The following is an 18,975-nucleotide window of genomic DNA, read 5'->3' on the forward strand; positions in this document are numbered from 1 at the left end:
GCGGATGTCCCCCCGGTCCAGGACCTTGTGCAGCGCGTTCACGATCCCCTTGATCCGCGGATGGTCCGGCGCCACCCCGTACCGGATCAGCCCGTACGGGGCCGGATACTGGTCGAACAGGTCGATGCTCACCACCAGCCCCGCATCCCTGACCTCATTCGACTTCGTCAGGATGTCCGCCGCATACACCCCCGCCGGCCCGGCACCGATCACAGCCACCCGCATCCTCTACCTGTCCTCCTTGAACGGCCAGCCCAACACGCGGAGGCCGTTGTCCGAGCGTCGGAGCTCGGCCCTCTTGAGCACCTCGCCGAGGTGCTCCCGGCGGTAGCGCGAGATGGTGTCCTCGGCCAGAGTTGCCGCGCCCCATTCGTCGTCGGCCTGCAATTGGGCGACGAACACGGGTTCGTTCGTGTCATCGACGGTCAGGAAAAGATCGTAGTTTGGCATCGATCGCCATTCTTCGCCGGATCCGCGCTGACGAAAAGGGCCGGACGTGGTTCCGGAGCGGCCGACTCGTTGTTTGTCCCCTATCGGAGTGGGGATCAGGTCGCCATGTCTTTCCGACTGGAACTGACTTCATAGTCGCCACAGCTGGTGAGCAGGACACGCCTCCCTCAAGTCGCGGGGAATCCGAGAAAGCAAGAAGAATCCGACCACGAGGAGAAGAAGACGATGATCACACGCCAACAGATTGACACCCTCCAGACCGGCGGCGGGGATGTCCTCGGCCCTGACGGGGAGAAGATCGGAGGGATCGGCGGCTTCTACGTCGACGACGACACTGACCAGCCCAACTGGGTCACCGTCAAGACCGGCCTTTTCGGCACCCACGAGTCGTTCGTGCCGCTCGAGAGCGCCACCGTTCAGGGGCAGGATCTCCAAGTCCCCTACACGAAGGACCAGGTCAAGGACGCCCCTCGGGTCGACCCGGACGGGCACCTCGAGCCCGGCGAGGAGGAGCGCCTCTACCGCCATTACCGGTCGGACGGACAGGGCCGGCATGCCGCCGCTTCCAATGGCCTCCGAGGTGAGGGCGTTCGGGGTGAGTACGCCGAGCCGGCCGGCTACGGTGAACGCGAAGGGTACGCCGGGGATCGCGACGCGGAAGGCGCGGGGGGAACGGTGGGCCGGGATACGTCAGGCCCCAGCACTGACGATGCGATGACCCGCTCCGAGCAGCGGGTCAACGTCGGCACGGAGCAGCAGGAGGCTGGCCGGGCGAGGCTGCGCAAGTACGTCACCACCGAGAACGTCACCAAGACAGTCCCGGTGCAGCGGGAAGAGGTCCGGCTCGAGCGCGAGCCGATCACCGACGAGAACCGTTCCGCCGCCATGGACGGGCCTGAGATCTCCGAAGAGGAACACGAGGTGACGCTTCACGAGGAGCGTCCGGTGGTGGAAAAGGAGACCGTCCCTGTCGAGCGGGTCCGCCTGGGCAAGGAAACCCACACCGACGAGGAGACCGTGAACGAAGAAGTGGCCAAGGAGCACATCGACACAGAGGGAATTGACGAAGGCCGGCAGGCCTAACAGTCCGAAGGTGTGCAGGCCTGACAGCCCACCGACCGGCAGAGGTGCAGGAAGGCTCCCAAGCCGCCTGCACCTCTGCTTTTTGGAATCTTTGGACCCGGGCATTGAAACTTTTCCCTTCCGGGTGGACGATGACGAGAGGCGGCTGGGAGCCTCAGAGAGGGGCCACCTATGCACTCCGTAAGCGATCGCGAAGGTCACCTGCCGCGGCGCAAGCTCATCGTCCGCGCCGCTCTGGCCTTTCTCATCGCAGTCATCCCAGCCTCGGTGCAGCAGGCCAGCGCCTCCAATGCATCGTCGGGGGCAGGCCACCCAGCCGGCACATCAGTCGTCTTGTCGATAGGCAACTGGCCCGACCCCATGTAGAAGCTCGCCAAAGTAGGTCTCGAAAGCTTCGAGGGCGGCGGTCGCTGAGACCACGTCACCGTCTTGGGCCTTCACCTCGGCGAGAAGCTTCTGCGCCGCCGCAATCTCGAACCGGTGTTCGAGCATCGCGTCGGCCAGGTTCTCCCGCGCGTGACGGATCCGTTCACGCCGCCGCGCCTCTGGGCTTTCGATCAGCCGCGTCGTCAGGTTGATGGGTGCTGGGGTGCGAGCGAACGTGACGAAGTCGTCGGCGACGTCGTTCATCCCGCCCTCCCAAGCCTCGACTGGCTCTTCGCCCCGCAGGCCCCGCGCGCACTTCTGGGCGTGTTCGAGGAACATCTCGGCTGCCCGCAGGTGGGCATCGGCGCGGTTCTTCCTTCCATTGAACTCACGTTCGGCGGCGCTGACACGACGCGCGTAAGACTTCTCTGCAGAGTCCTTCGCCTCGATGAGTCGGCGTCGCGCGCCTTGGCGTGTTTGGCCTCCGGCGACCTCGGGCGGGATCGCCTCTAACCCAGGGGCATTCCCGGACAAAACTGTGCCCTTGTGTGAGATCTTTCCCTGGTTCCATTGGCCCGAGATGACGGCACTCAAAGTGAGGACTCCGATCATGCCGAGGACGCCGGCCCAGATGATGCCGTTCGGTTCCATGTGCCCGCCCTTTTGCCGCGCAAGTAGCTTTCACAAAGACTGTCCCAAGCCGCCGTACTTGTAGACCACACTTGCCTGTACTCGAATCTGCTGGCGCGATATTCCGTGGCTCCTCGGCCCTGCCGTGCTCTTTGCAGAATGGCTCGGTCGGGCTGGTCAACGAGCGCAAATACCGATCTGGAGGCCCTTCGGCCCTAGCAAGCCCGCGGACAGGTACACGAGGACAGTCCAGTTGCGTAGCCCCTGAGTGGGAGCAAGTGTTGGGCCGGTGTGACGACAGTCACTTTCGAGTATCCGCCACTCGTGTGCAGCCAATTCCCGCCGCTTAGCGTCGAATAGACACGCAGGGCGAAGCCTGACCCGGTGCTTGGACCAAGAATCCTGGCGCCGGATAAGAGGGAACCGGATTCAAGCGTGTGTGGAAGATGAGCGCAATGCGACCCGTTGGGGGTGCATGCGAGAGCGGTCATCGGAAAGTGCCTTTTATCCGTAGGTCTCGGGGTTTCAACATGCACAGATTCTTAAGAACCCGCCAACTTCAAGGCTGGACTGCGGGACGATCACTCCGGCTTCTCCGCTTTGCGGGGGTTGGCGCCAGCGGGCTCGGAGTGAACCTTGGGGCGTTGGCATTGCTCCTGATGGCGGTTCCCCGTTCCCCGATCGCCGGTGGCGACGCCGTCAGCGCGGTCTTGGCCACCCAGCTCGCTGTGGCGTGGAACTTCGCCCTGACCGAACGGTGGGTGTTCAAGGGGCATCCTGGGCACTGGCAGCGGCGCCTGCTGCCGTTCTGGGCGCTCAGCTGTGCGACGCTGCTCGTCCAACTGCCGCTCGCGGCCGTTCTTCAGCCACTGCTGGAAGGTTCCTACCTGCTGGCCACCGCAGCAGCAGTCTGCATCCTCGTGGTGACCCGTTTCGCCATCTGCGACCTATGGCTCTACCGCGGCAGCGGAGGCGGCCGGCGTCCGCAAGCCCTCCTGTCCGAGCATGCGTCGTGACGAGTGGGGGAGATCTCCAGATGAGCGTGATGATCGTCTTTCTCGTGCTGGGTGCTTTCCTGCTCTTCGCAGTGTGCACAGGGACTCTTTGGTGGATGCTCCACGCATGGCGCACACCGGAGAACTACGAGTCAACCAGCTTCCCCGGCGACGGCTTGCCCACAGCCCACTCCTTCTCGGTCATCGTTCCCTGCCGAGACGAACCATACGAGGTCATGGCGGCCACCGTTCAACGGCTGCTGAACCAGACTCACGGTCGAGTCGAGATCGTGGTCTCCGTGGGCGACGACGACGTCGAGACAGCCGAGCGAGCATGGATGCTCGCCGCCCTCTATCCGAGGCACGTCAAGGTCTCGGTCAACGGCGACCCGGTAAAGAACAAGCCGCGGCAACTCAACTCAGCACTTCGGTTCTGTACCGGGGACATCGTCGGAATCATTGACGCTGAATCCCTGACAGCTCCCGGGCTGCTGGCGCGCATCGACGCCACGTTCCAGCTGACTTCTGCCGACGTCGTCCAAGGAGCCGTTCACCTGGTCAATTACCGGAGCCGCTGGTTTACGCTGCGCAATTGCCTTGAGTACCGCATCTGGTTCCGGTCCCGTTTGCACGGGCATGCCAACTCGGGATTCATTCCGCTCGGCGGCAACACTGTCTTCGTGTGGCGTCACCTCCTCGAACAGATCGAGGGCTGGGACGGTGACTGCCTGGCGGAAGACTGCGAGATCGGCGTGAGGCTCTCAGCTATGGGCAAGCACGTCGTGTGCCTCTATGACCCGGCGCTCACAACGCTCGAAGAGGCGCCGACGACCGTGAAGGCGTTCGTCAAGCAGCGGACCCGGTGGAGTCTCGGGTTCATGCAGGTGCTCGCGAAGGGCGACTGGAAGAAGCTCCCAACGTGGCAGCGTCGCTTGAGCGGCTGGTGGACCCTCGTCCAGCAGTACGCGATCGCCCTCGCTGGAGTGCTCCTGCCCGTCGCCTTTGTAACCGCAGTCGCGTGTTCGCTCCCCACAGGCATCGTGATGGTCACGTACGTTCCGCTCATCCCGCTCATGCTCACCGTGGTCTTCGAGGTCCTTGTGCTGCGCGAGTTCGGCCGCGACATGAACTTCAAGATCGGCCTGCGCGATTACCTGCTGCTCGTCGTCTCGACTCCGTTCTATCAGGCCTTGCTTCTCTACTCGGCTATGGCCGCCGCGGTGAAGTTCCAGCGCCGGAACTTCAGCTGGGACAAGACTCCCCACGCCGGGACCCACTTGGGCGTAGTGCCCAAGGGCGTCATCAGCGCTCAGGGACAGGGAGCATAGAGGTGACGGCGATCCAGGACACTACTCGCGACACGGCGCTGAGGGCTGTGGTCCGGCCCCCGGCCGAGTCCTCCGGTGCGTCCCGGCGCTTCCGCGGTCGTCTGATGAGCGCGATCCCACTGGTCCTGGTCCTAACGCTCGTGGCTGTCCTCTACGGCGTGAATCTGAGCGGGTACCCCGAGTTCATCAACGACGACGAGGGCACATACTTCGCGCAGGCGTGGGCTGTAGCCAATGAAGGAGCTATGGCCCACTACACGTACTGGTACGACCATCCACCAGGTGGGTGGATCCAGTTAGCCGTGTTGCTCAGGCCGCTCCAGTTGATCTGGGGCAGCAACGCTTTTCCGGTCGAGACGGCGGGCCGCGGCATGATGACCTTGGTCGCAATCGTCTCTGCGGCGTTGATCTACAAGGTCGCACGCAACCTCGGCCTGCCCAAATCGGTTTCCCTCGTGGCCCCACTGGTCTGGGCACTGTGCCCGTTGACGATCAACTTGGGCAGACAGATCTTCCTGGACAACATTTCGATGGTGTGGTTGCTCGCCTGCTTTGCGCTCGTCACGGGCAAGCCGAAGCTTCAGTACCACGTTGCGGCCGGGGCTGCCTTCGGGGTCGCGGTCTTGAGCAAGGAAACCGCAGCTGTGGCGTTGCCTGCGGCGCTGGCAGCCCTGTGGACGTTCTCGTGGACTCGAACTCGCGCTTTCTCATTCGTCGGGTTCTTGGGGACGGGCGCTTTCCTGATCACCGGCTGGGTGCTGTACGCAGCCATCAAGAACGAACTGCTCCCCGGAGCGGGCCATGTTTCGCTCTGGGACGCCATCGTATGGCAGCTCCATGGGCGTGGCGGGGCAGGATTTCTCTTTACTGACGGGACCGGGGCGAACGTGCTCCTGAAAGGGTGGCTAGGCCAAGATCCTTATCTGGTCATTGTGGGAATGCTGCTGAGCTTCGTGGGGCTCTTCTTCCGCCGGCTGCGCGGCATCGCGCTCGTTCCGGTGATGTATCTCGTCGTGGCTCTCCGGGGCGGCTACATCCCCGGGATGTACATCATCACCCCACTGCCATTCTTCGCATTGGCCATCGTCTACCTCGCTTGGAAGCTCTGGCACGTCGCGAGCCTTCGAGCACGCGCAATCAGGTGGACCGCTCGCGGCGTCATTGCAGGCTTGATCACTGCATCAGTATTGGCGGTCGGTCCGTCCTGGGCTGCCGTGTCTGTCAGTGCTGTGACCGAGAACCAAAACGCTCCCTATGAGGAGGCGCTCGCCTACGTGGACGCCCACCTGCCTCGGGACACTACGGTCCTTACTGACGACGACACATGGAACGATCTGGTGAAGATGGGTTGGAGCGCAGACGGCTGGTCGGGCCCAATCTGGCACTTCAAGCTAGACCGAGACCCGGTGGCCAGGGCAAAGAACCTGCCCGGCGGATGGCAGGACGTCGATTACATTCTTCTGGGCCGCCCCATGGAGACCTTTGTTGGAACCGAAATCCTGAGCCAGAAGAACGCGCCTCTCGCGTATGCCGCTCTCTCACATAGCGAGGTCGTGAAGGCTTGGGGCCCAGCCGGTCGTCAGGTCCGTCTGTTGAAGGTGAATCCGAACATGAAACCCGTCGACCCGGAGTGGATGCGTCTGCACCCGGACCAAGCACCGACCGCCAGCATTACGCCATGACCGCAATAGTCTAAAAGTGGAGCCTCCTAGCAGGATCGAACTGCTGACCTTCTCATTACGAGTGAGACGCTCTACCGTCTGAGCTAAGGAGGCAACCGGCTGCCCGCCGGAGCGGAACCACCGAGTGAATACTCTAGTGGAGCGGCCTGTCCGGGGTCAAAACGAACGGTCAGGCCATCTTGCCGAGGTACTCCACGGCGCAGGCGACGGCCGCGGAGAAGAGCCTCCACGAACGGTAGTGCGCCGAGTCGACATAAGCGCTCCCGCCCCGACTGCGCAGGCACGCGAGCGTGCTCTGCCGCCCACCGGGCCTTTCGGGATACACCACGATGTCCACCGAACCGATTGTCCCGAGCGCTAGCCGCGCCCCGGTGCCTCTCAATGCAGCCCGCAGCTGCCTGCTGACCTGCAGTCTTTCCAGTGCGGTGGTCCCCGTCACCCTGTGCTCCCCATGTTGTGTGGCCGCCCGGGCGGTGGCCGCCACCCCCAGCGTGGCGGCCACCGATGGGAGAGAACAAGCGCACCGCGCCGTATGACGCAATATTCCCCGAAGATTTAGGCCCGAACCTTTCTCCCGAGGTGTTCATCCCGCGTACGCGGCGAATTCAGAGTCGGGTAGCGGCCGGATGCCAACCTAGTGATTCAATCGCCGGGATTGCCGGCGAAAGAGAAACGGGAGCCTCAGTGTCTGTGCCGAACCTGCAGCCGGCCGCCCCGCGCTGCATCCGTCTTGCCGTGCTCGACCTGAACGGGACGACGGTCATCGATGGAGGCGCCGCAGAGCAGGCGGTCGCCGAGGCGCTTGGCACTCTTGGTGTCGAGGGGGAGCGGCTCGAAGCAGCACTCGCACTGTCTCGCCGTAGCGCGGGGCTTGATCGCGCGGAGGTCTTCACTCGGCTTTTCCCCGACGACGCCGAGACCGCCAGGGCAGCTTGCCGCGCCTTCACCATTGCCTACGACCGTATGATCGCCGCGGGCTGCCTCCGTCCCGTTCCCGGCGCCGAAGAGACCGTTCATGCTCTCCGCGATCGCGGGGTCAAGGTGTGCCTCGCGACCGGATTCGGCCGGCACACGCAGAACAGCGTGCTCGAGGAACTCGGCTGGATGGGGCTCGCGGACCTTTCGATCTGCTCCGAGGATGCGGGCCGCGGTCGGCCCTACCCTGACATGGTCCTCACCGCGGTCCTGGCGCTCGACGTCGACGACGTGCGCGAGGTCCTTGTTGCGGGCGACACGACAGCGGACATCACCTCCGCCCTCAGGGCCGGGGCTGGCGCCGCCGTCGGCGTCCTCACCGGCGCCCACACGGCCGCCGAACTCACCGCGGCAGGGGCGACCGCCGTCGTCCGTTCCGTCGCAGACCTGCCCGCCCTCCTTTGGGGGCGGGAGGCAGCTGCGGGCTAGCAGCGCGCGCCGTCCTTCGGGGCGTTCCCGTCGACGAGGTAGCCGTCCACCGCGTCATCGATGCAGGTCGAGCCACGGCCGTAGGCGGTGTGTCCCTGGCCGTTCCAAGTGAGCAGACCAGCGTTCCCGAGTTCGCTCCGGAGGGACTGGGCCCACGGGTAGGGAGTTGCCGGGTCGCCGGTCGTGCCGACGACGACGATCGGGCTGCTGCCGGTGTAGTGCGCCGGAGCGGGGGTGCGGACGGGCTTGTACGGCCAGTCACGGCAGTTGACGCCCCCGTAGGCAAAGAACTGGCCGAACGTCGGCGATGCCTGCTCGAGCTGGGCGGCCTCGGCGGCCATTCCCGCCGGGTCGGAGGGTTCGGAGTAGTCGAGGCAGTTGTACGCCATGAACGCGAAGTTGCTGTTCGAGGAGTAAGTCCCGTCCGATTCGCGGTCCGCCGCGAGGTCTGAAAGCCGGAGCATCGCCGACCCGTCGCCCCTGAACGCACTCGTCAGGGCCCCCGTCAGCACGCTCCAGTTCTGGTCGTTGTACAGCGGGATGATCATCCCGTTCACGAAATCGGTGATTGGCAGAATTCGACCGTCTGTCGTTGGCATGGGATGCTTCGCGATCGACTGCAGGAGGTTGCGCACCTGGGTGACGGCTTCGTCCTCGGTTCCGTGCATGGGGCACCCCGAACCGGCGAGGCATGAGCGGACGTAAGCGTGAAGCGCATCCTCGAAGCCCTTCGCCTGGCCAATCGTGATCTGGCTCGCGTCAAGGGCCGGATCGAGGGCGCCGTCGAGCACGAAGCGTCCCACCCGATCGGAGAAGAGGCTCGCGTAGGTCGCACCGAGGAAGGTCCCGTAGGAGAACCCGAAGTAGTTCAGCTTCGACTGCCCAGCGGCGACAGCACGGATGATGTCCATGTCACGGGCAGAGCTGACGGTGTCCGTGTGCGCGAGGATGGGGCCGGTGTTGGCCTCGCAGGCCTGGATGACCGTCTTCTGCTCCGCAAAAGCTTGATCGAGTCCAGCCGGGGTGGACGGATCGATGTTCATCTGCCGCGCGGCGTCCTCTTGGGACGCGTTGAGGCACGTGACCGGCGCGGAACGCTTCACGCCGCGCGGATCCCAGCCGATGATGTTGTACGCGTCCCGCAGCTTCTGGGTGAACATCTGCGTCGCCGAGTCTCTGACGAGGTCGATCCCGGACGCCCCAGGGCCCCCCGGATTCACGAGGAGGCTAGCGGAGGTGTTCTTGCCGCGGAGGCGGGCGACGGCGAGCTGGATCGTATCGCCGTCGGGCTTTGAGTAGTCCACGGGAACCGTGACCTTCGCGCACTCGAGCCCGTTCTCGCACGACGACCACTGGATCTGCTGCTGGTAGTACTTCGTGAGCTCCGGCGGCGCTCCTGCCGTCGCCGAGGGATCGGCCCCCGAGGTGGCGTTCTGGCTCGGTCCGAGGAACGGAGTACACGCGGTGAGGGCAAGCACGATCACCGCGAGCCCCGCGACGATGGCGAGGATGGCGCGGAGGGGCGACCCCTGACTTGGGGCAGGCGTGCTCACAGGGGCTGTCTCCTCAGATCAGGCTTACTGCCATGGCCTCGACCGCGAGGAGCGGGGCCACATTGGTGGTCGTGATGCGTTGTCTCGTGGTGTTAACCGCGTCCATGCGGGTCAGGGTTACTTCTGCGGTGGAGGCCGCCGCGAACTCGACGATCTCCGCCGCTATCTCGGTATTCACCGGTTCGATGCCGCCTCCGAGCTGCACCATGAGCACGTCTCGGTAGAACGAGAGTAGGTCCGTCAGGGTGCGATCGAGGGAATCTGTCACCGAACGCTTGGCGCGGCGCTTCTGATCCTCTTCGAGCTGGCGGACCTGGGCTCGGAGGCTCGGCGGGAGCTTCTCGTCGGCCGTGACCCCGAGGGTCTCGAGCAGCCTCGCCCGCTCCTGCTCGTCTCGCTCCTCGTTCGAGCTCGTGGCTTCGTCCGTCGCGATCTTCACGAGCTGCTCCGCGAGCTTCACGGCTTGCGAGACGGTCGAGAGCGAGAGGGGCAGCCGCACCGTGGCCGCGCGGCGCTCGCGAGCGGACCCGTCGTGGACCAGCCGGCGGGCGATCCCGATGTGGCTCTGCGCTGCACGAGCTGCCTGCTGCGCAAGCTGGGGGTCCGCGCCGTCGCGCTCCACAAGCAGCGCGGCGACGTCGTCGACTGGCGGAACGCGCAGATTCACGGCCCGGCAGCGTGAACGGATCGTGACGAGGACGTCGGCGGGCGAGGGCGCGCACAGCATCCAGATCGTGCGGGGCGTCGGCTCCTCGATGGCCTTGAGGAGCACGTTCGTGGTGCGTTCGGCCATGCGGTCGGCATCCTCGACGACGACGATCCGCCACCGCCCCGTCGAGGGACGGTCACCGGACTTGGCCACGAGCTCGCGCGCCTCGTCAATGGTGATCGTGATCTTCTCGGTGCGCACGAAAGTCACATCGCTGTGGGACTCGGCGAGCACGGCGCGGCACGCTGCGCACACCCCGCAGCCGCGGCCCAACACGTCGTCGACCTCGCAATTGAGCGCTGCCGCGAAGGCCTTCGCCGCCGTCGACCGTCCCGAGCCGGGAGGCCCCGTGAAGAGCCAGGCGTGGGTCAGCCCCTCACCCGCGGCCGCTCGCCGCAACTGCTCGACAACGGGCTCCTGCCCGACGAGCTGCTCCCACACCTTCATCGGCCCACCGCGTTCATAGGCGCGCCTGAAGCGAACGGGTCACGGCTGCGAGGATCCGCTCGGCGAGCTCGTCGAGGGGGCGCCGGCCGTCGAGCACGAGGTAGGCATCGGGACGCTCCTCCGCGAGGTCCAGGAAGGCCGTGCGGACGTTCCGGTGGAAGTCGTCGGACTCCGACTCGAGCCGGTCCTCGACAGCGTCGTCCGCGGCCCGTCGCGCGCGCCCCTCGGTCTCATCGACGTCGAGCAGCACCGTGAGGTCGGGCCAGAGACCCTCCGTGGCCCAGACGTTGAGGTCGCGGACCGGTTCGGCGCCGAGGCCGCGGGCAATGCCCTGATAGACGATCGAGGAGCCGATGTAACGGTCCGTGATGACGATGCTTCCGCGATCGAGCGCCGGCTTGACCGTCTGGGCGACGTGCGCTGCGCGGGCTGCCGCGAAGATGAGGGCCTCGGTCCGCGCGTCGACTTCCCCCTGGCCGTGCTCGAGCACGAGCGACCTGAGCTTCTCGCCGATCGGCGTCCCACCCGGCTCACGGGTCAGCAGGACCTCGTGCCCAGCGGCGAGGAGCGAGCCCGCGAGCAGCCGGGCCTGCGTCGACTTCCCCGCGCCATCTCCGCCCTCGAACGCGACGAAGAGGCCGCGCGGGTGCCCGCGATCAGGCTCGCTCGTGGGGGAGTAGGGGGAAGAAGTCACGGTCCAAGCGTACCGACTCGACGACACTCGGACGGGCATACCCTAGGGGCATGACCGACGTCCCGGAAACCGACTCCGCCGTGCCCGAGTACACCTTCCCCCATCTCGATGCCGCGGAACTCTCCGCGCTTTCCCCGGAAACGCTCGCCGTGGCGGCAGGGCGTCCCGAACGCGGGCACGATACGCCGGTAAACCCGAGCGTCGTGTTCTCCTCGACGTTCGTCGGGCTCGGGTCAGTGGGCGAAGGCGCACGAGGCTATGCGCGCTTCTCGAACCCCACCTGGGAGCCGTTCGAGGAAGCAGTGGCGCGGCTTGAGGGCGCCGAGATCCCGGCCCTCCTCTTCTCTTCGGGCATGGCGGCGGTCGCGGCCGCACTGAGCCTCGTTCCAGTCGGTGGAGTGCTCGTCGCCCCAGCCCACGCCTACTCGGGCACCTTGGGGCTGGCTCAGGCCAAGGGCGTTCGGGGCGAACTCGAACTCCGCTCCGTGGACATCGCCGATACCGAGGCGACTGTCGCCGCCCTGGACGGCGCCGACGTCCTCTGGGTCGAGAGCCCCACGAACCCGATGATGGAGGTCGCCGACCTGCCCGCGCTCACGGCCGCAGCCCACGCCGCGGGGGCGCTCGTCGTCGTCGACAACACCTTCAGCACACCGCTCGGGCAGCGCCCCCTCTCAGTGGGCGCCGACGTCGTCGTCCACTCCGCCACGAAGTATCTCGCGGGCCACTCCGACGTTCTCCTCGGCCTCGCGGTCACGGCCGACGACGAAATCCGGGCCCGCCTCCTCGGGCACCGCACGCTCCACGGCGCGATCGCCGGCCCGATGGAGGCTTGGCTCGGGCTCCGCGGCCTCCGGACGCTCGCCTTGCGGGTCGAGCGCTCGCAGGCGACGGCGGCGGAGCTCGCCCGCCGCCTCGAGGGCCACCCCGCCGTGCGCCGCACGCGCTACCCCGGCCTCGTCTCCGACCCAGGGCACGAACGGGCGGCGGCCCAATTCGACGGCTTCGGCTCGATCATCAGCATCGAGCTCGACGACGCCGCCGCGGCGGATGCGCTCGTCGCTGGCCTCGCGCTCTGGCTCCCCGCGACATCTCTGGGGGGCGTCGAGTCCACCATCGAGCGCCGGCGCAGGCACGTCGCAGAGCCCGCGACGGTGCCGGAAGGACTCGTGCGGCTGAGCGTGGGGATCGAGAACGTCGACGACCTGTGGGCCGATCTCGCCCAGGGCCTCGACGCGCTCGTCTGACCCGCGACGCCCCTGATGCCCGTCTTCGCGCCGATCGCGCCCATTCTGGGTAGGCTGGTGGGGTGATCAGCAGCTACATCGTCTTCTACAGCGACCTCATCGTGGGCTACGCCGTCTCGCTGCTGTGCCTCGTCATATCGCTCTGGGCGTTCATCGACTGCGCTACCCGCCAGAGTGCGGCGTTCGAAGCGGGCTTCAAGCGCACAAAGGGTTTCTGGCTCGGCATCACCGGCGGGGCCGCCCTCGTGGGGATTCTCGCGTCGGTGAGCCCCGTGAGCCCGCTGTTCGGGCCTAGCCTGTTCACGCTCGCAGCCGTGACTGCCGCCGGCATCTACCTCGCCGACGTGCGCCCGGCCGTCTCCTCCCGCTGACCCTGAGTCCGGTCGGCTGACCGAGTGGTTCAGAAGGCGAGCCCGATCAGGGCCACGCGCGGAGGCCCGGTCGGGAACGTCACCCGGGGGACCACGAACCCGAACCGGATGCGTCGCGTGGACCGGTGGATCACGGGCGTCCACGCCCGCCGCTTCCGCGCCCTGCCAGCCTCGCCCCTCGCGGTCGACCTCGGCTACGGCGCGTCCCCGGCAACCGCCGTCGAGCTCTTCGAGCGCCTCCGCACTGTGCGCGAGGACTTCTGCCTCACGGGAATCGAGATCGAGCCGGGCCGGGTCGCCGCGGCGAAGCCGCTCGAGCGGGACGGACTCGACTTCCGGCTCGGCGGCTTCGAACTGCCGGTCGAACGCGCCCCTGCGCTCGTGCGCGCGTTCAACGTGCTGCGGCAGTACGAGGAGGCTGACGTCGCGGGGATCTGGGAGCTTGTGTGCTCCCGCCTCGCGCCCGGCGGGCTGTTCGTCGAGGGAACCTGCGACGAGATCGGGCGCCGGGCAGCGTGGGTGGCGCTCGACGGCGACGGCCCGCTCACGCTGTCCGTGGCCCTGCGTTTCGGCTCGTTCGAGCGGCCGTCCGACGTCGCCGAGCGCCTCCCGAAGGCGCTCATCCATCGCAACGTGCCCGGCGAGCGAATCCATGGCTTCCTTGAGGCGCTCGATTCGGCCTGGGCAGCTGCTGCCCCGCTCGCTCCCTTCGGGAACCGCCAGCGGTGGATCACGTCCGTGCGCTCCCTCAAGGACGCCGGGTGGCCGATCCTCCACGGCCCCGGACGCTGGCGGCTCGGTGAGCTGACGGTCGCGTGGGAGGCCGTCGCCCCCATCGTCACGGACGCCCGGGGTGCCGGCCTCGCCCGATAGCATGAGCCCATGACTTACACGCTGATCCTGCTGCGCCACGGGCACAGCGACTGGAACGCCAAGAACCTCTTCACGGGTTGGGTTGACGTTGACCTCAACGACCAGGGCCGTGAGGAGGCTCAGCGCGGTGGCGAACTGCTCGCCGAGAAGGGCCTCCTGCCGGACATCCTGTTCACTTCCCGGCTCAAGCGCGCGATCAACACGGCGAACATCGCCCTCGCCGCCGCCGATCGCGGCTGGATCGACGTGAAGCGCTCGTGGCGGCTCAACGAGCGGCACTACGGCGCCCTCCAGGGCAAGGACAAGGCCCAGACCCTCGCCGAGTTCGGCGAGGCGCAGTTCATGGAGTGGCGCCGCTCGTACGACGTGCCGCCGCCCCCTCTCCCGGACGATTCCGAGTTCTCCCAGGTGGGCGATCCGCGCTATGCGGACCTCGGCGACGACATCCCGCGCACCGAGTGCCTCAAGGACGTGCTCGAGCGCCTCATGCCGTACTGGGAGGCCGAGATCAAGGCGGAGCTGAAGGCCGGCAAGACCGTGCTCATCACGGCCCACGGCAACTCGCTGCGCGCGCTCGTGAAGCACCTCGATGGCATCAGCGATGCGGATATCGCCGGCCTCAACATCCCTACCGGGATCCCGCTCGTCTATGAGCTCGGCGAGGACTTCAAGCCGACCGGCCCGGGCGGAACGTACCTCGACCCGGCCGCTGCTGCGGCGTCGATCGAGGCCGTGAAGAACCAGGGCAAGAAGTAGTTCTCGCCTTCTGAGGAGGCAGACGACGACGGCCGCTCACCGAACGTGGTGAGCGGCCGTCGTCGTCCGTCTGGCCTCCAGATGCGAGGCAGGAGTCAGTTCGACGTCATGTCGCCGTCCCACTCGCCCGTCACGAGGTAGGAGACCTTGCGCGCGACTGAGACCCCGTGGTCGGCGAAGCGCTCGAAGTAGCGGCTCGCGAGAGCGGCGTCGACCGCGAGGGCCGGGGAACCGGTCCATGCGGGGTCGGCGATGGCGCGGAAGACGCCGGCGTGGAGGTCGTCGATTTCGGCATTCGTGCCTTGGATCTTCGCCACGAGCGTGAGGTCGTGGGTCTCGAGGAGCTGTGCGACGTCCTCGATCATGGTCTTGTCGAGCTCGGCCATCCGCTCAAAGGTGCGCGCGAGGGGGGCCGGGACGGCGCTCTCGGGGTAGCGGAGGCGCGTGAGCTGGGCGATGTGGCGTGCAAGGTCGCCCATCCGCTCGAGCGAGGCGCTCATGCGGAGGGACCCGACGATGGTGCGGAGGTCGCTCGCCACGGGGCCCTGGAGCGCGAGGATGTCGATCGCGCGCTCGTCGAGTGCCGTCTGGCGGAAGTCGATGCGTGCGTCCTCCGCGATGACCTCCTGGGCCAGATCGACGTCGGTGTTCTGGAAGGAGTCGACAGCCTTGTCGAGCGCCACGGCAACGAGCCTCGCGATCTCAACAAGGTCGTCGTGGACCAACTTGAGTTCTTCCTGGAATACCTTGCGCACGGCGGTGTCCTTTCCTCAGTGCTCCGTCTCGACGCGCACGGGCGGGGGACTGCCGCCCCGTCACCGCACCTTCTGCCCCCTCGGGCACTTTCGACTCGTCACACTCTCAGCGGCAGATGAATACTTGCCTGCCCTCAAATGAACGATACGTGAACCGCGCCTTCGGCACTGCGATCTCGGGCGGCGGCCCGCCGTGCGGCCTCTAAGCTAAAGGTGTGGATCCTCTCGTCGTCGGCATCGTGGCGGGTCTTCTCGGCCTGTCCTTCGGCGCCTTCGGCGTCCTTGCGTTCCGCGCAAGCGAGCGGCAGCGCGCGCTGCTCGAGGAGGGGCCGGGCGAGGCGTCGTTCCCCGAGGGGGCGGCCGATGTGCTGTCCGTCCTCGGCAAGGCCTTCCTCGTCGTCGACGCCATCGACAGTGTCGTCCGCGCGAGCCCGGCCGCGTATGCGTACGGCCTTGTCCGTGGGCACACCGTGGTCCACCGCGAGCTCCTCGAGATGACGGCGAAGGTGCGGGGCAACGGCGTCGTCATCGAAAAGCAGCTGGAACTCCCGCGCGGCCCGCTCGGGCAGGGGACGATCATCATCCAAGTCCGCGCGGCCATGCTCGGCGAGGAGTACATCCTCCTGCTCGCGGACGATCGCACCGAGATCACCCGCACCGAACGGATCCGCAACGACTTCGTCGCGAACGTCTCGCACGAGCTCAAGACGCCCGTCGGTGCGATTTCCCTCCTCGCGGAGGCGCTCGAGGCCAGCCCGGACGACGAGGACGCCGTCCGCCGCTTTGCCCAGCGCATGCACAAGGAGTCGACCCGTCTCGCGGCCCTCGTCCAGGACATCATCGAGCTCTCTCGGCTCCAGGGGGCGGACATCGTCCATCAGGGCAAGGTCGTCGACATCAATGAGGTGGTCGCAGACGCCGTCGACCGCTCGCGGCTCGCTGCCGAGGCGAAGCGCATCGCCGTCGTCGTCGGCGGATCGAGCCAGCGCAAGGTCTATGGGGACCCCGATCTGCTCGTGAACGCCTTCCGAAACCTCATCGACAACGCGATCCGCTACTCGCCTGAGGACACCAAGGTCGGTGTCGGGGTGCGCGACAAGGACGGCCTCGTTTCGGTCTCCGTCACGGATCAGGGCGACGGCCTCCGGCCGGAGGACCAGGAGCGTGTGTTCGAGCGCTTCTACCGGGTGGACGCGGCACGGTCGCGGCAGACCGGGGGTACTGGCCTGGGTCTGAGCATCGTCAAGCACGTCGTGGAGAACCACGGCGGCGAGGTGACCGTGTGGTCGCAGCTCGGCAAGGGCTCCACCTTCACGGTGCGGCTGCCCGAGATGGACGAAGACCAGGAACATGACAAAGGGGCCGCTCGGCCCCCGGAGCAAGGAGCAATGGCTTGAGCAGGATCTTGATCGTGGAGGACGAAGAGTCGTTCAGCGACCCCCTTTCCTTCCTCCTCGGCAAGGAAGGCTACGAAGTAGAGGTCGTGGACAACGGGACGGACGCCCTCGTCGAGTTCGACCGCAACGGAGCCGACCTTGTTCTGCTCGACCTCCAGCTTCCGGGCACCCCCGGAACCGAGGTGTGCCGGCAGCTTCGGCAGCGCTCGAATGTCCCCGTGATCATGCTCACGGCCAAGGATTCGGAGATCGACAAGGTCGTGGGCCTTGAACTCGGCGCCGACGACTACGTCACCAAGCCGTATTCCTCTCGGGAGCTCGTCGCTCGCGTCCGTGCCGTACTGCGCCGTCATGGCGAACCGGAGGAACTCATCTCCTCCACAGTCCAGGCGGGGCCTGTGCGGATGGATGTCGAGCGGCACGTTGTGAGCGTCGAGGGAGAGCAGGTGGCGCTTCCGCTCAAGGAGTTCGAGCTGCTCGAGATGCTGCTCCGCAACTCGGGGCGCGTGCTCACTCGTGGCCAGCTCATCGACCGGGTGTGGGGTTCGGATTATGTGGGGGACACGAAGACGCTGGACGTCCACGTCAAGCGGCTCCGGAGCAAGATCGAGCCCGATCCCTCGAGCCCTCGCTATCTCGTCACGGTGCGGGGCCTCGGGTACAAGTTCGAGCCCTGACCGGTACCTCGGCCGTGCGGGCATGAGGCCCGCCCCGGACGACGACGGCCGCCCACCCGCAAGGGGTGAGCGGCCGTCGTCGTCTGTCGCTGGGACTGTCGGCTCCCGTCAGCGGCTCGCGGTGGCCGACGGCGTGGCGGAGCTCGATTCGCTGGAGGAAGCGCTGGACGATTCGCTCGGCGAAGCCGAGCTTGAAGCGCTCGAGGATGCCGAGCCCGACGCCTTCGAGGACGGGCTCGGGAGGTACTGGCGGTATTGCACCAGCGTTCCGTCAAGGACGGGGATCTGAACGTCCTGCGTCGACGTGCCGTCTGAGACCTTGACGCTCACAAGCGAGCCCGGAACGCCGCCCACGTTGCTGAAGTCGGCCGGCGTCGAGCTGTCCTCGAGCCGGACCGTGCCGTTCTTCGGGATGGTCATGCTGACCGTGCTCTGGCCGGGCGACGTCATCGTGATCGAGATGTCGTTGGAAGACGTGTTGTAGAGGCTCCCGAGCATGCGGCCCGGGGCGTCGGAGCTCGGCGTCGGGGAGGAGCCTTCGTTGCCCGAAGAAGCGATGAGTGCGTTTCGCAGCTGAAGAGATCCGACGTTGGCATCGATGCCGTCAGACGCCGCGTACGGTGAGGCGGTCTGCTGCGGGTTGATGTATCCGCAGCCGGTGGCCGTCAGCAGGCCCACGCCAATGGCGGCCACGAGGGCAACCCGCTTGGCGGGGGTCGAAGCAGTGAAACGCACAGCTCGCTCCTGTTGGAAGGGTGTAAGAGGTCTGGTCGCCCCTAGCGTAGCCCGAATTTCGACAGATCGTAGATTCCGCGCCATGGCACGTCGTGACGTGAAGCACTTTCTTGAAGATTCGTCAACCCCCCGCTGGCCCTCGCCGGTAACCGCTCTCCCGCGTCATTCCGCCGATCGGGGGCCCTCGCGGGCCGGGATCGGACTATCTGACGTGATAGACTGGTCTGCGGGAAAGGGGAATGTCCACATGGTTTTTGAGGTTGGCGAGACGGTTGTTTACCCCCACCACGGTGCAGCCAAGATCGAAGAGATCAAAATGCGCACTATCAAGGGCGAAGAGAAGATGTACCTCAAGCTCAAAGTGGCCCAAGGTGATCTAACGATTGAAGTACCAGCTGAAAACGTGGATCTCGTAGGAGTCCGCGATGTTGTGGGCAAGGAAGGGCTCGAGCACGTATTCGACGTTCTTCGTGCCGAATTTACTGAAGAGCCCACTAATTGGTCCCGCCGCTATAAGGCCAATCTTGAGAAGCTCGCCTCGGGCGACGTGATCAAGGTTGCCGAGGTCGTCCGCGACCTGTGGCGTCGCGATCAGGATCGCGGCCTTTCTGCCGGTGAGAAGCGGATGTTGGCCAAGGCCCGCCAGATCCTCATCTCCGAGCTCGCGCTCGCTGAGAAGACGGATGAGGAGCAGGCCGCAAGCGTCCTCGACGAGGTCCTTGCGTCCTGAGTTTCAAGGCTCCCGGAAGGCCCCTGCAGCGAAGGCTGTGGGGGCCTTTTCGCGTCTTGGCCCTGCGATGTGGCGCGGAGGCCGGTAAGGGCA

Annotated in this window: 20 protein-coding genes, 1 tRNA gene and 1 pseudogene; 12 read left to right on the plus strand and 10 right to left on the minus strand. The window is 66.4% G+C overall.

Features of this window, described 5'->3' with window-relative positions; translation table 11 throughout:
- Together LK10_RS13815 and LK10_RS13820 are read right to left on the minus strand one after the other, a co-directional pair.
- Positions 1-225, minus strand: a pseudogene (locus tag LK10_RS13815) (FAD/NAD(P)-binding protein); the annotation flags it as partial.
- A gap of 3 nt (positions 226-228) precedes the next feature.
- A complete protein-coding gene (locus tag LK10_RS13820; protein ID WP_043124826.1) occupies positions 229-450 on the minus strand; it encodes a hypothetical protein in 222 nt (73 codons plus the stop codon).
- 225 nt (positions 451-675) lie between these two features.
- Here LK10_RS13820 and LK10_RS13825 point away from each other — a divergent pair, with 225 nt between their 5' ends.
- The gene (locus tag LK10_RS13825; protein WP_043124829.1) at positions 676-1,533 is read left to right on the plus strand and encodes a YsnF/AvaK domain-containing protein; all 858 of its coding nucleotides are present in this window, start codon (positions 676-678) and stop codon (positions 1,531-1,533) included.
- A 324-nt stretch (positions 1,534-1,857) separates the two neighbouring features.
- On the opposite strand, the gene LK10_RS13830 is transcribed toward LK10_RS13825, so the two are convergent.
- Positions 1,858-2,550, minus strand: a complete 693-nt coding sequence (locus LK10_RS13830) for a hypothetical protein (protein WP_043124832.1) — start codon at positions 2,548-2,550, stop codon at positions 1,858-1,860.
- Positions 2,551-3,059: 509 nt separating this feature from the next.
- On the opposite strand from LK10_RS13830, the gene LK10_RS21455 reads away from it, so the two are divergent.
- From LK10_RS21455 to LK10_RS13845, 3 genes are all read left to right on the plus strand, one after another.
- Complete coding sequence (locus LK10_RS21455) at positions 3,060-3,545, plus strand: GtrA family protein (protein WP_231567771.1); 486 nt, start codon at positions 3,060-3,062, stop codon at positions 3,543-3,545.
- Between the two features lie 20 nt (positions 3,546-3,565).
- Entirely contained in the window at positions 3,566-4,852 is a 1,287-nt protein-coding gene (locus LK10_RS13840) for a glycosyltransferase (RefSeq protein ID WP_043124837.1), read from the plus strand.
- Positions 4,853-5,097: 245 nt separating this feature from the next.
- Entirely contained in the window at positions 5,098-6,534 is a 1,437-nt protein-coding gene (locus LK10_RS13845) for a glycosyltransferase family 39 protein (protein WP_197061945.1), read from the plus strand.
- A gap of 17 nt (positions 6,535-6,551) precedes the next feature.
- Here LK10_RS13845 and LK10_RS13850 read toward each other — a convergent pair.
- Positions 6,552-6,627, minus strand: a tRNA-Thr gene (locus LK10_RS13850).
- 76 nt (positions 6,628-6,703) lie between these two features.
- Positions 6,704-6,973: a hypothetical protein gene (locus LK10_RS13855; protein ID WP_156144178.1), complete on the minus strand. Its 270-nt coding sequence runs from the start codon at positions 6,971-6,973 to the stop codon at positions 6,704-6,706.
- A gap of 251 nt (positions 6,974-7,224) precedes the next feature.
- Between LK10_RS13855 and LK10_RS13860 the strand changes: the two genes are divergently transcribed.
- Entirely contained in the window at positions 7,225-7,938 is a 714-nt protein-coding gene (locus LK10_RS13860) for an HAD-IA family hydrolase (RefSeq protein ID WP_043124863.1), read from the plus strand.
- On the opposite strand, the gene LK10_RS13865 is transcribed toward LK10_RS13860, so the two are convergent.
- Genes LK10_RS13865 through tmk form a run of 3 tightly spaced genes read right to left on the minus strand, consistent with a single transcriptional unit; the run spans position 7,935 to position 11,341 of the window.
- Positions 7,935-9,491 carry an alpha/beta hydrolase gene (locus tag LK10_RS13865; RefSeq protein WP_081998547.1) on the minus strand — a complete coding sequence of 519 codons (1,557 nt, stop codon included), beginning with the start codon at positions 9,489-9,491 and terminating at the stop codon, positions 7,935-7,937. The two genes, LK10_RS13860 and LK10_RS13865, sit on opposite strands and share 4 nt — an antisense overlap.
- Positions 9,492-9,504: 13 nt before the next feature.
- Positions 9,505-10,647, minus strand: coding sequence for a DNA polymerase III subunit delta' (locus LK10_RS13870; RefSeq protein ID WP_043124843.1), 1,143 nt, complete (start codon positions 10,645-10,647; stop codon positions 9,505-9,507).
- A 13-nt stretch (positions 10,648-10,660) separates the two neighbouring features.
- Positions 10,661-11,341 carry a dTMP kinase gene (gene tmk / locus LK10_RS13875; RefSeq protein WP_043124866.1) on the minus strand — a complete coding sequence of 227 codons (681 nt, stop codon included), beginning with the start codon at positions 11,339-11,341 and terminating at the stop codon, positions 10,661-10,663.
- Positions 11,342-11,391: 50 nt separating this feature from the next.
- On the opposite strand from tmk, the gene LK10_RS13880 reads away from it, so the two are divergent.
- The 4 genes from LK10_RS13880 (at position 11,392) to LK10_RS13895 (ending at position 14,588) form a co-directional block, all read left to right on the plus strand.
- Positions 11,392-12,588 (plus strand): trans-sulfuration enzyme family protein, encoded by a 1,197-nt coding sequence (locus LK10_RS13880; protein WP_081998549.1) that lies wholly within the window; start codon positions 11,392-11,394, stop codon positions 12,586-12,588.
- A 62-nt stretch (positions 12,589-12,650) separates the two neighbouring features.
- Positions 12,651-12,959: a DUF2516 family protein gene (locus LK10_RS13885; protein ID WP_052207358.1), complete on the plus strand. Its 309-nt coding sequence runs from the start codon at positions 12,651-12,653 to the stop codon at positions 12,957-12,959.
- Positions 12,960-12,983: 24 nt separating this feature from the next.
- The gene (locus LK10_RS13890) at positions 12,984-13,832 is read left to right on the plus strand and encodes a hypothetical protein (protein WP_052207359.1); all 849 of its coding nucleotides are present in this window, start codon (positions 12,984-12,986) and stop codon (positions 13,830-13,832) included.
- 9 nt (positions 13,833-13,841) lie between these two features.
- A complete protein-coding gene (locus LK10_RS13895) occupies positions 13,842-14,588 on the plus strand; it encodes a phosphoglyceromutase (RefSeq protein WP_043124844.1) in 747 nt (248 codons plus the stop codon).
- A 95-nt stretch (positions 14,589-14,683) separates the two neighbouring features.
- On the opposite strand, the gene phoU is transcribed toward LK10_RS13895, so the two are convergent.
- Positions 14,684-15,343, minus strand: a complete 660-nt coding sequence (gene phoU, locus LK10_RS13900) for a phosphate signaling complex protein PhoU (protein ID WP_043124846.1) — start codon at positions 15,341-15,343, stop codon at positions 14,684-14,686.
- A gap of 215 nt (positions 15,344-15,558) precedes the next feature.
- On the opposite strand from phoU, the gene LK10_RS13905 reads away from it, so the two are divergent.
- Together LK10_RS13905 and LK10_RS13910 are read left to right on the plus strand one after the other, a co-directional pair.
- Complete coding sequence (locus tag LK10_RS13905; protein ID WP_052207360.1) at positions 15,559-16,740, plus strand: sensor histidine kinase; 1,182 nt, start codon at positions 15,559-15,561, stop codon at positions 16,738-16,740.
- Positions 16,737-17,417 (plus strand): response regulator transcription factor, encoded by a 681-nt coding sequence (locus LK10_RS13910; RefSeq protein ID WP_043124848.1) that lies wholly within the window; start codon positions 16,737-16,739, stop codon positions 17,415-17,417. Before LK10_RS13905 ends, LK10_RS13910 begins: the two co-directional genes overlap by 4 nt.
- A gap of 108 nt (positions 17,418-17,525) precedes the next feature.
- Here LK10_RS13910 and LK10_RS13915 read toward each other — a convergent pair whose 3' ends face one another.
- Complete coding sequence (locus LK10_RS13915; protein ID WP_052207361.1) at positions 17,526-18,152, minus strand: hypothetical protein; 627 nt, start codon at positions 18,150-18,152, stop codon at positions 17,526-17,528.
- A 247-nt stretch (positions 18,153-18,399) separates the two neighbouring features.
- Between LK10_RS13915 and LK10_RS13920 the strand changes: the two genes are divergently transcribed.
- The gene (locus LK10_RS13920) at positions 18,400-18,882 is read left to right on the plus strand and encodes a CarD family transcriptional regulator (protein ID WP_043124850.1); all 483 of its coding nucleotides are present in this window, start codon (positions 18,400-18,402) and stop codon (positions 18,880-18,882) included.
- The last annotated feature ends 93 nt before the right edge of the window (positions 18,883-18,975 follow it).

Source organism: Sinomonas humi (genome assembly GCF_000802235.1).
Taxonomy (GTDB): Bacteria; Actinomycetota; Actinomycetes; order Actinomycetales; family Micrococcaceae; genus Sinomonas; species Sinomonas humi.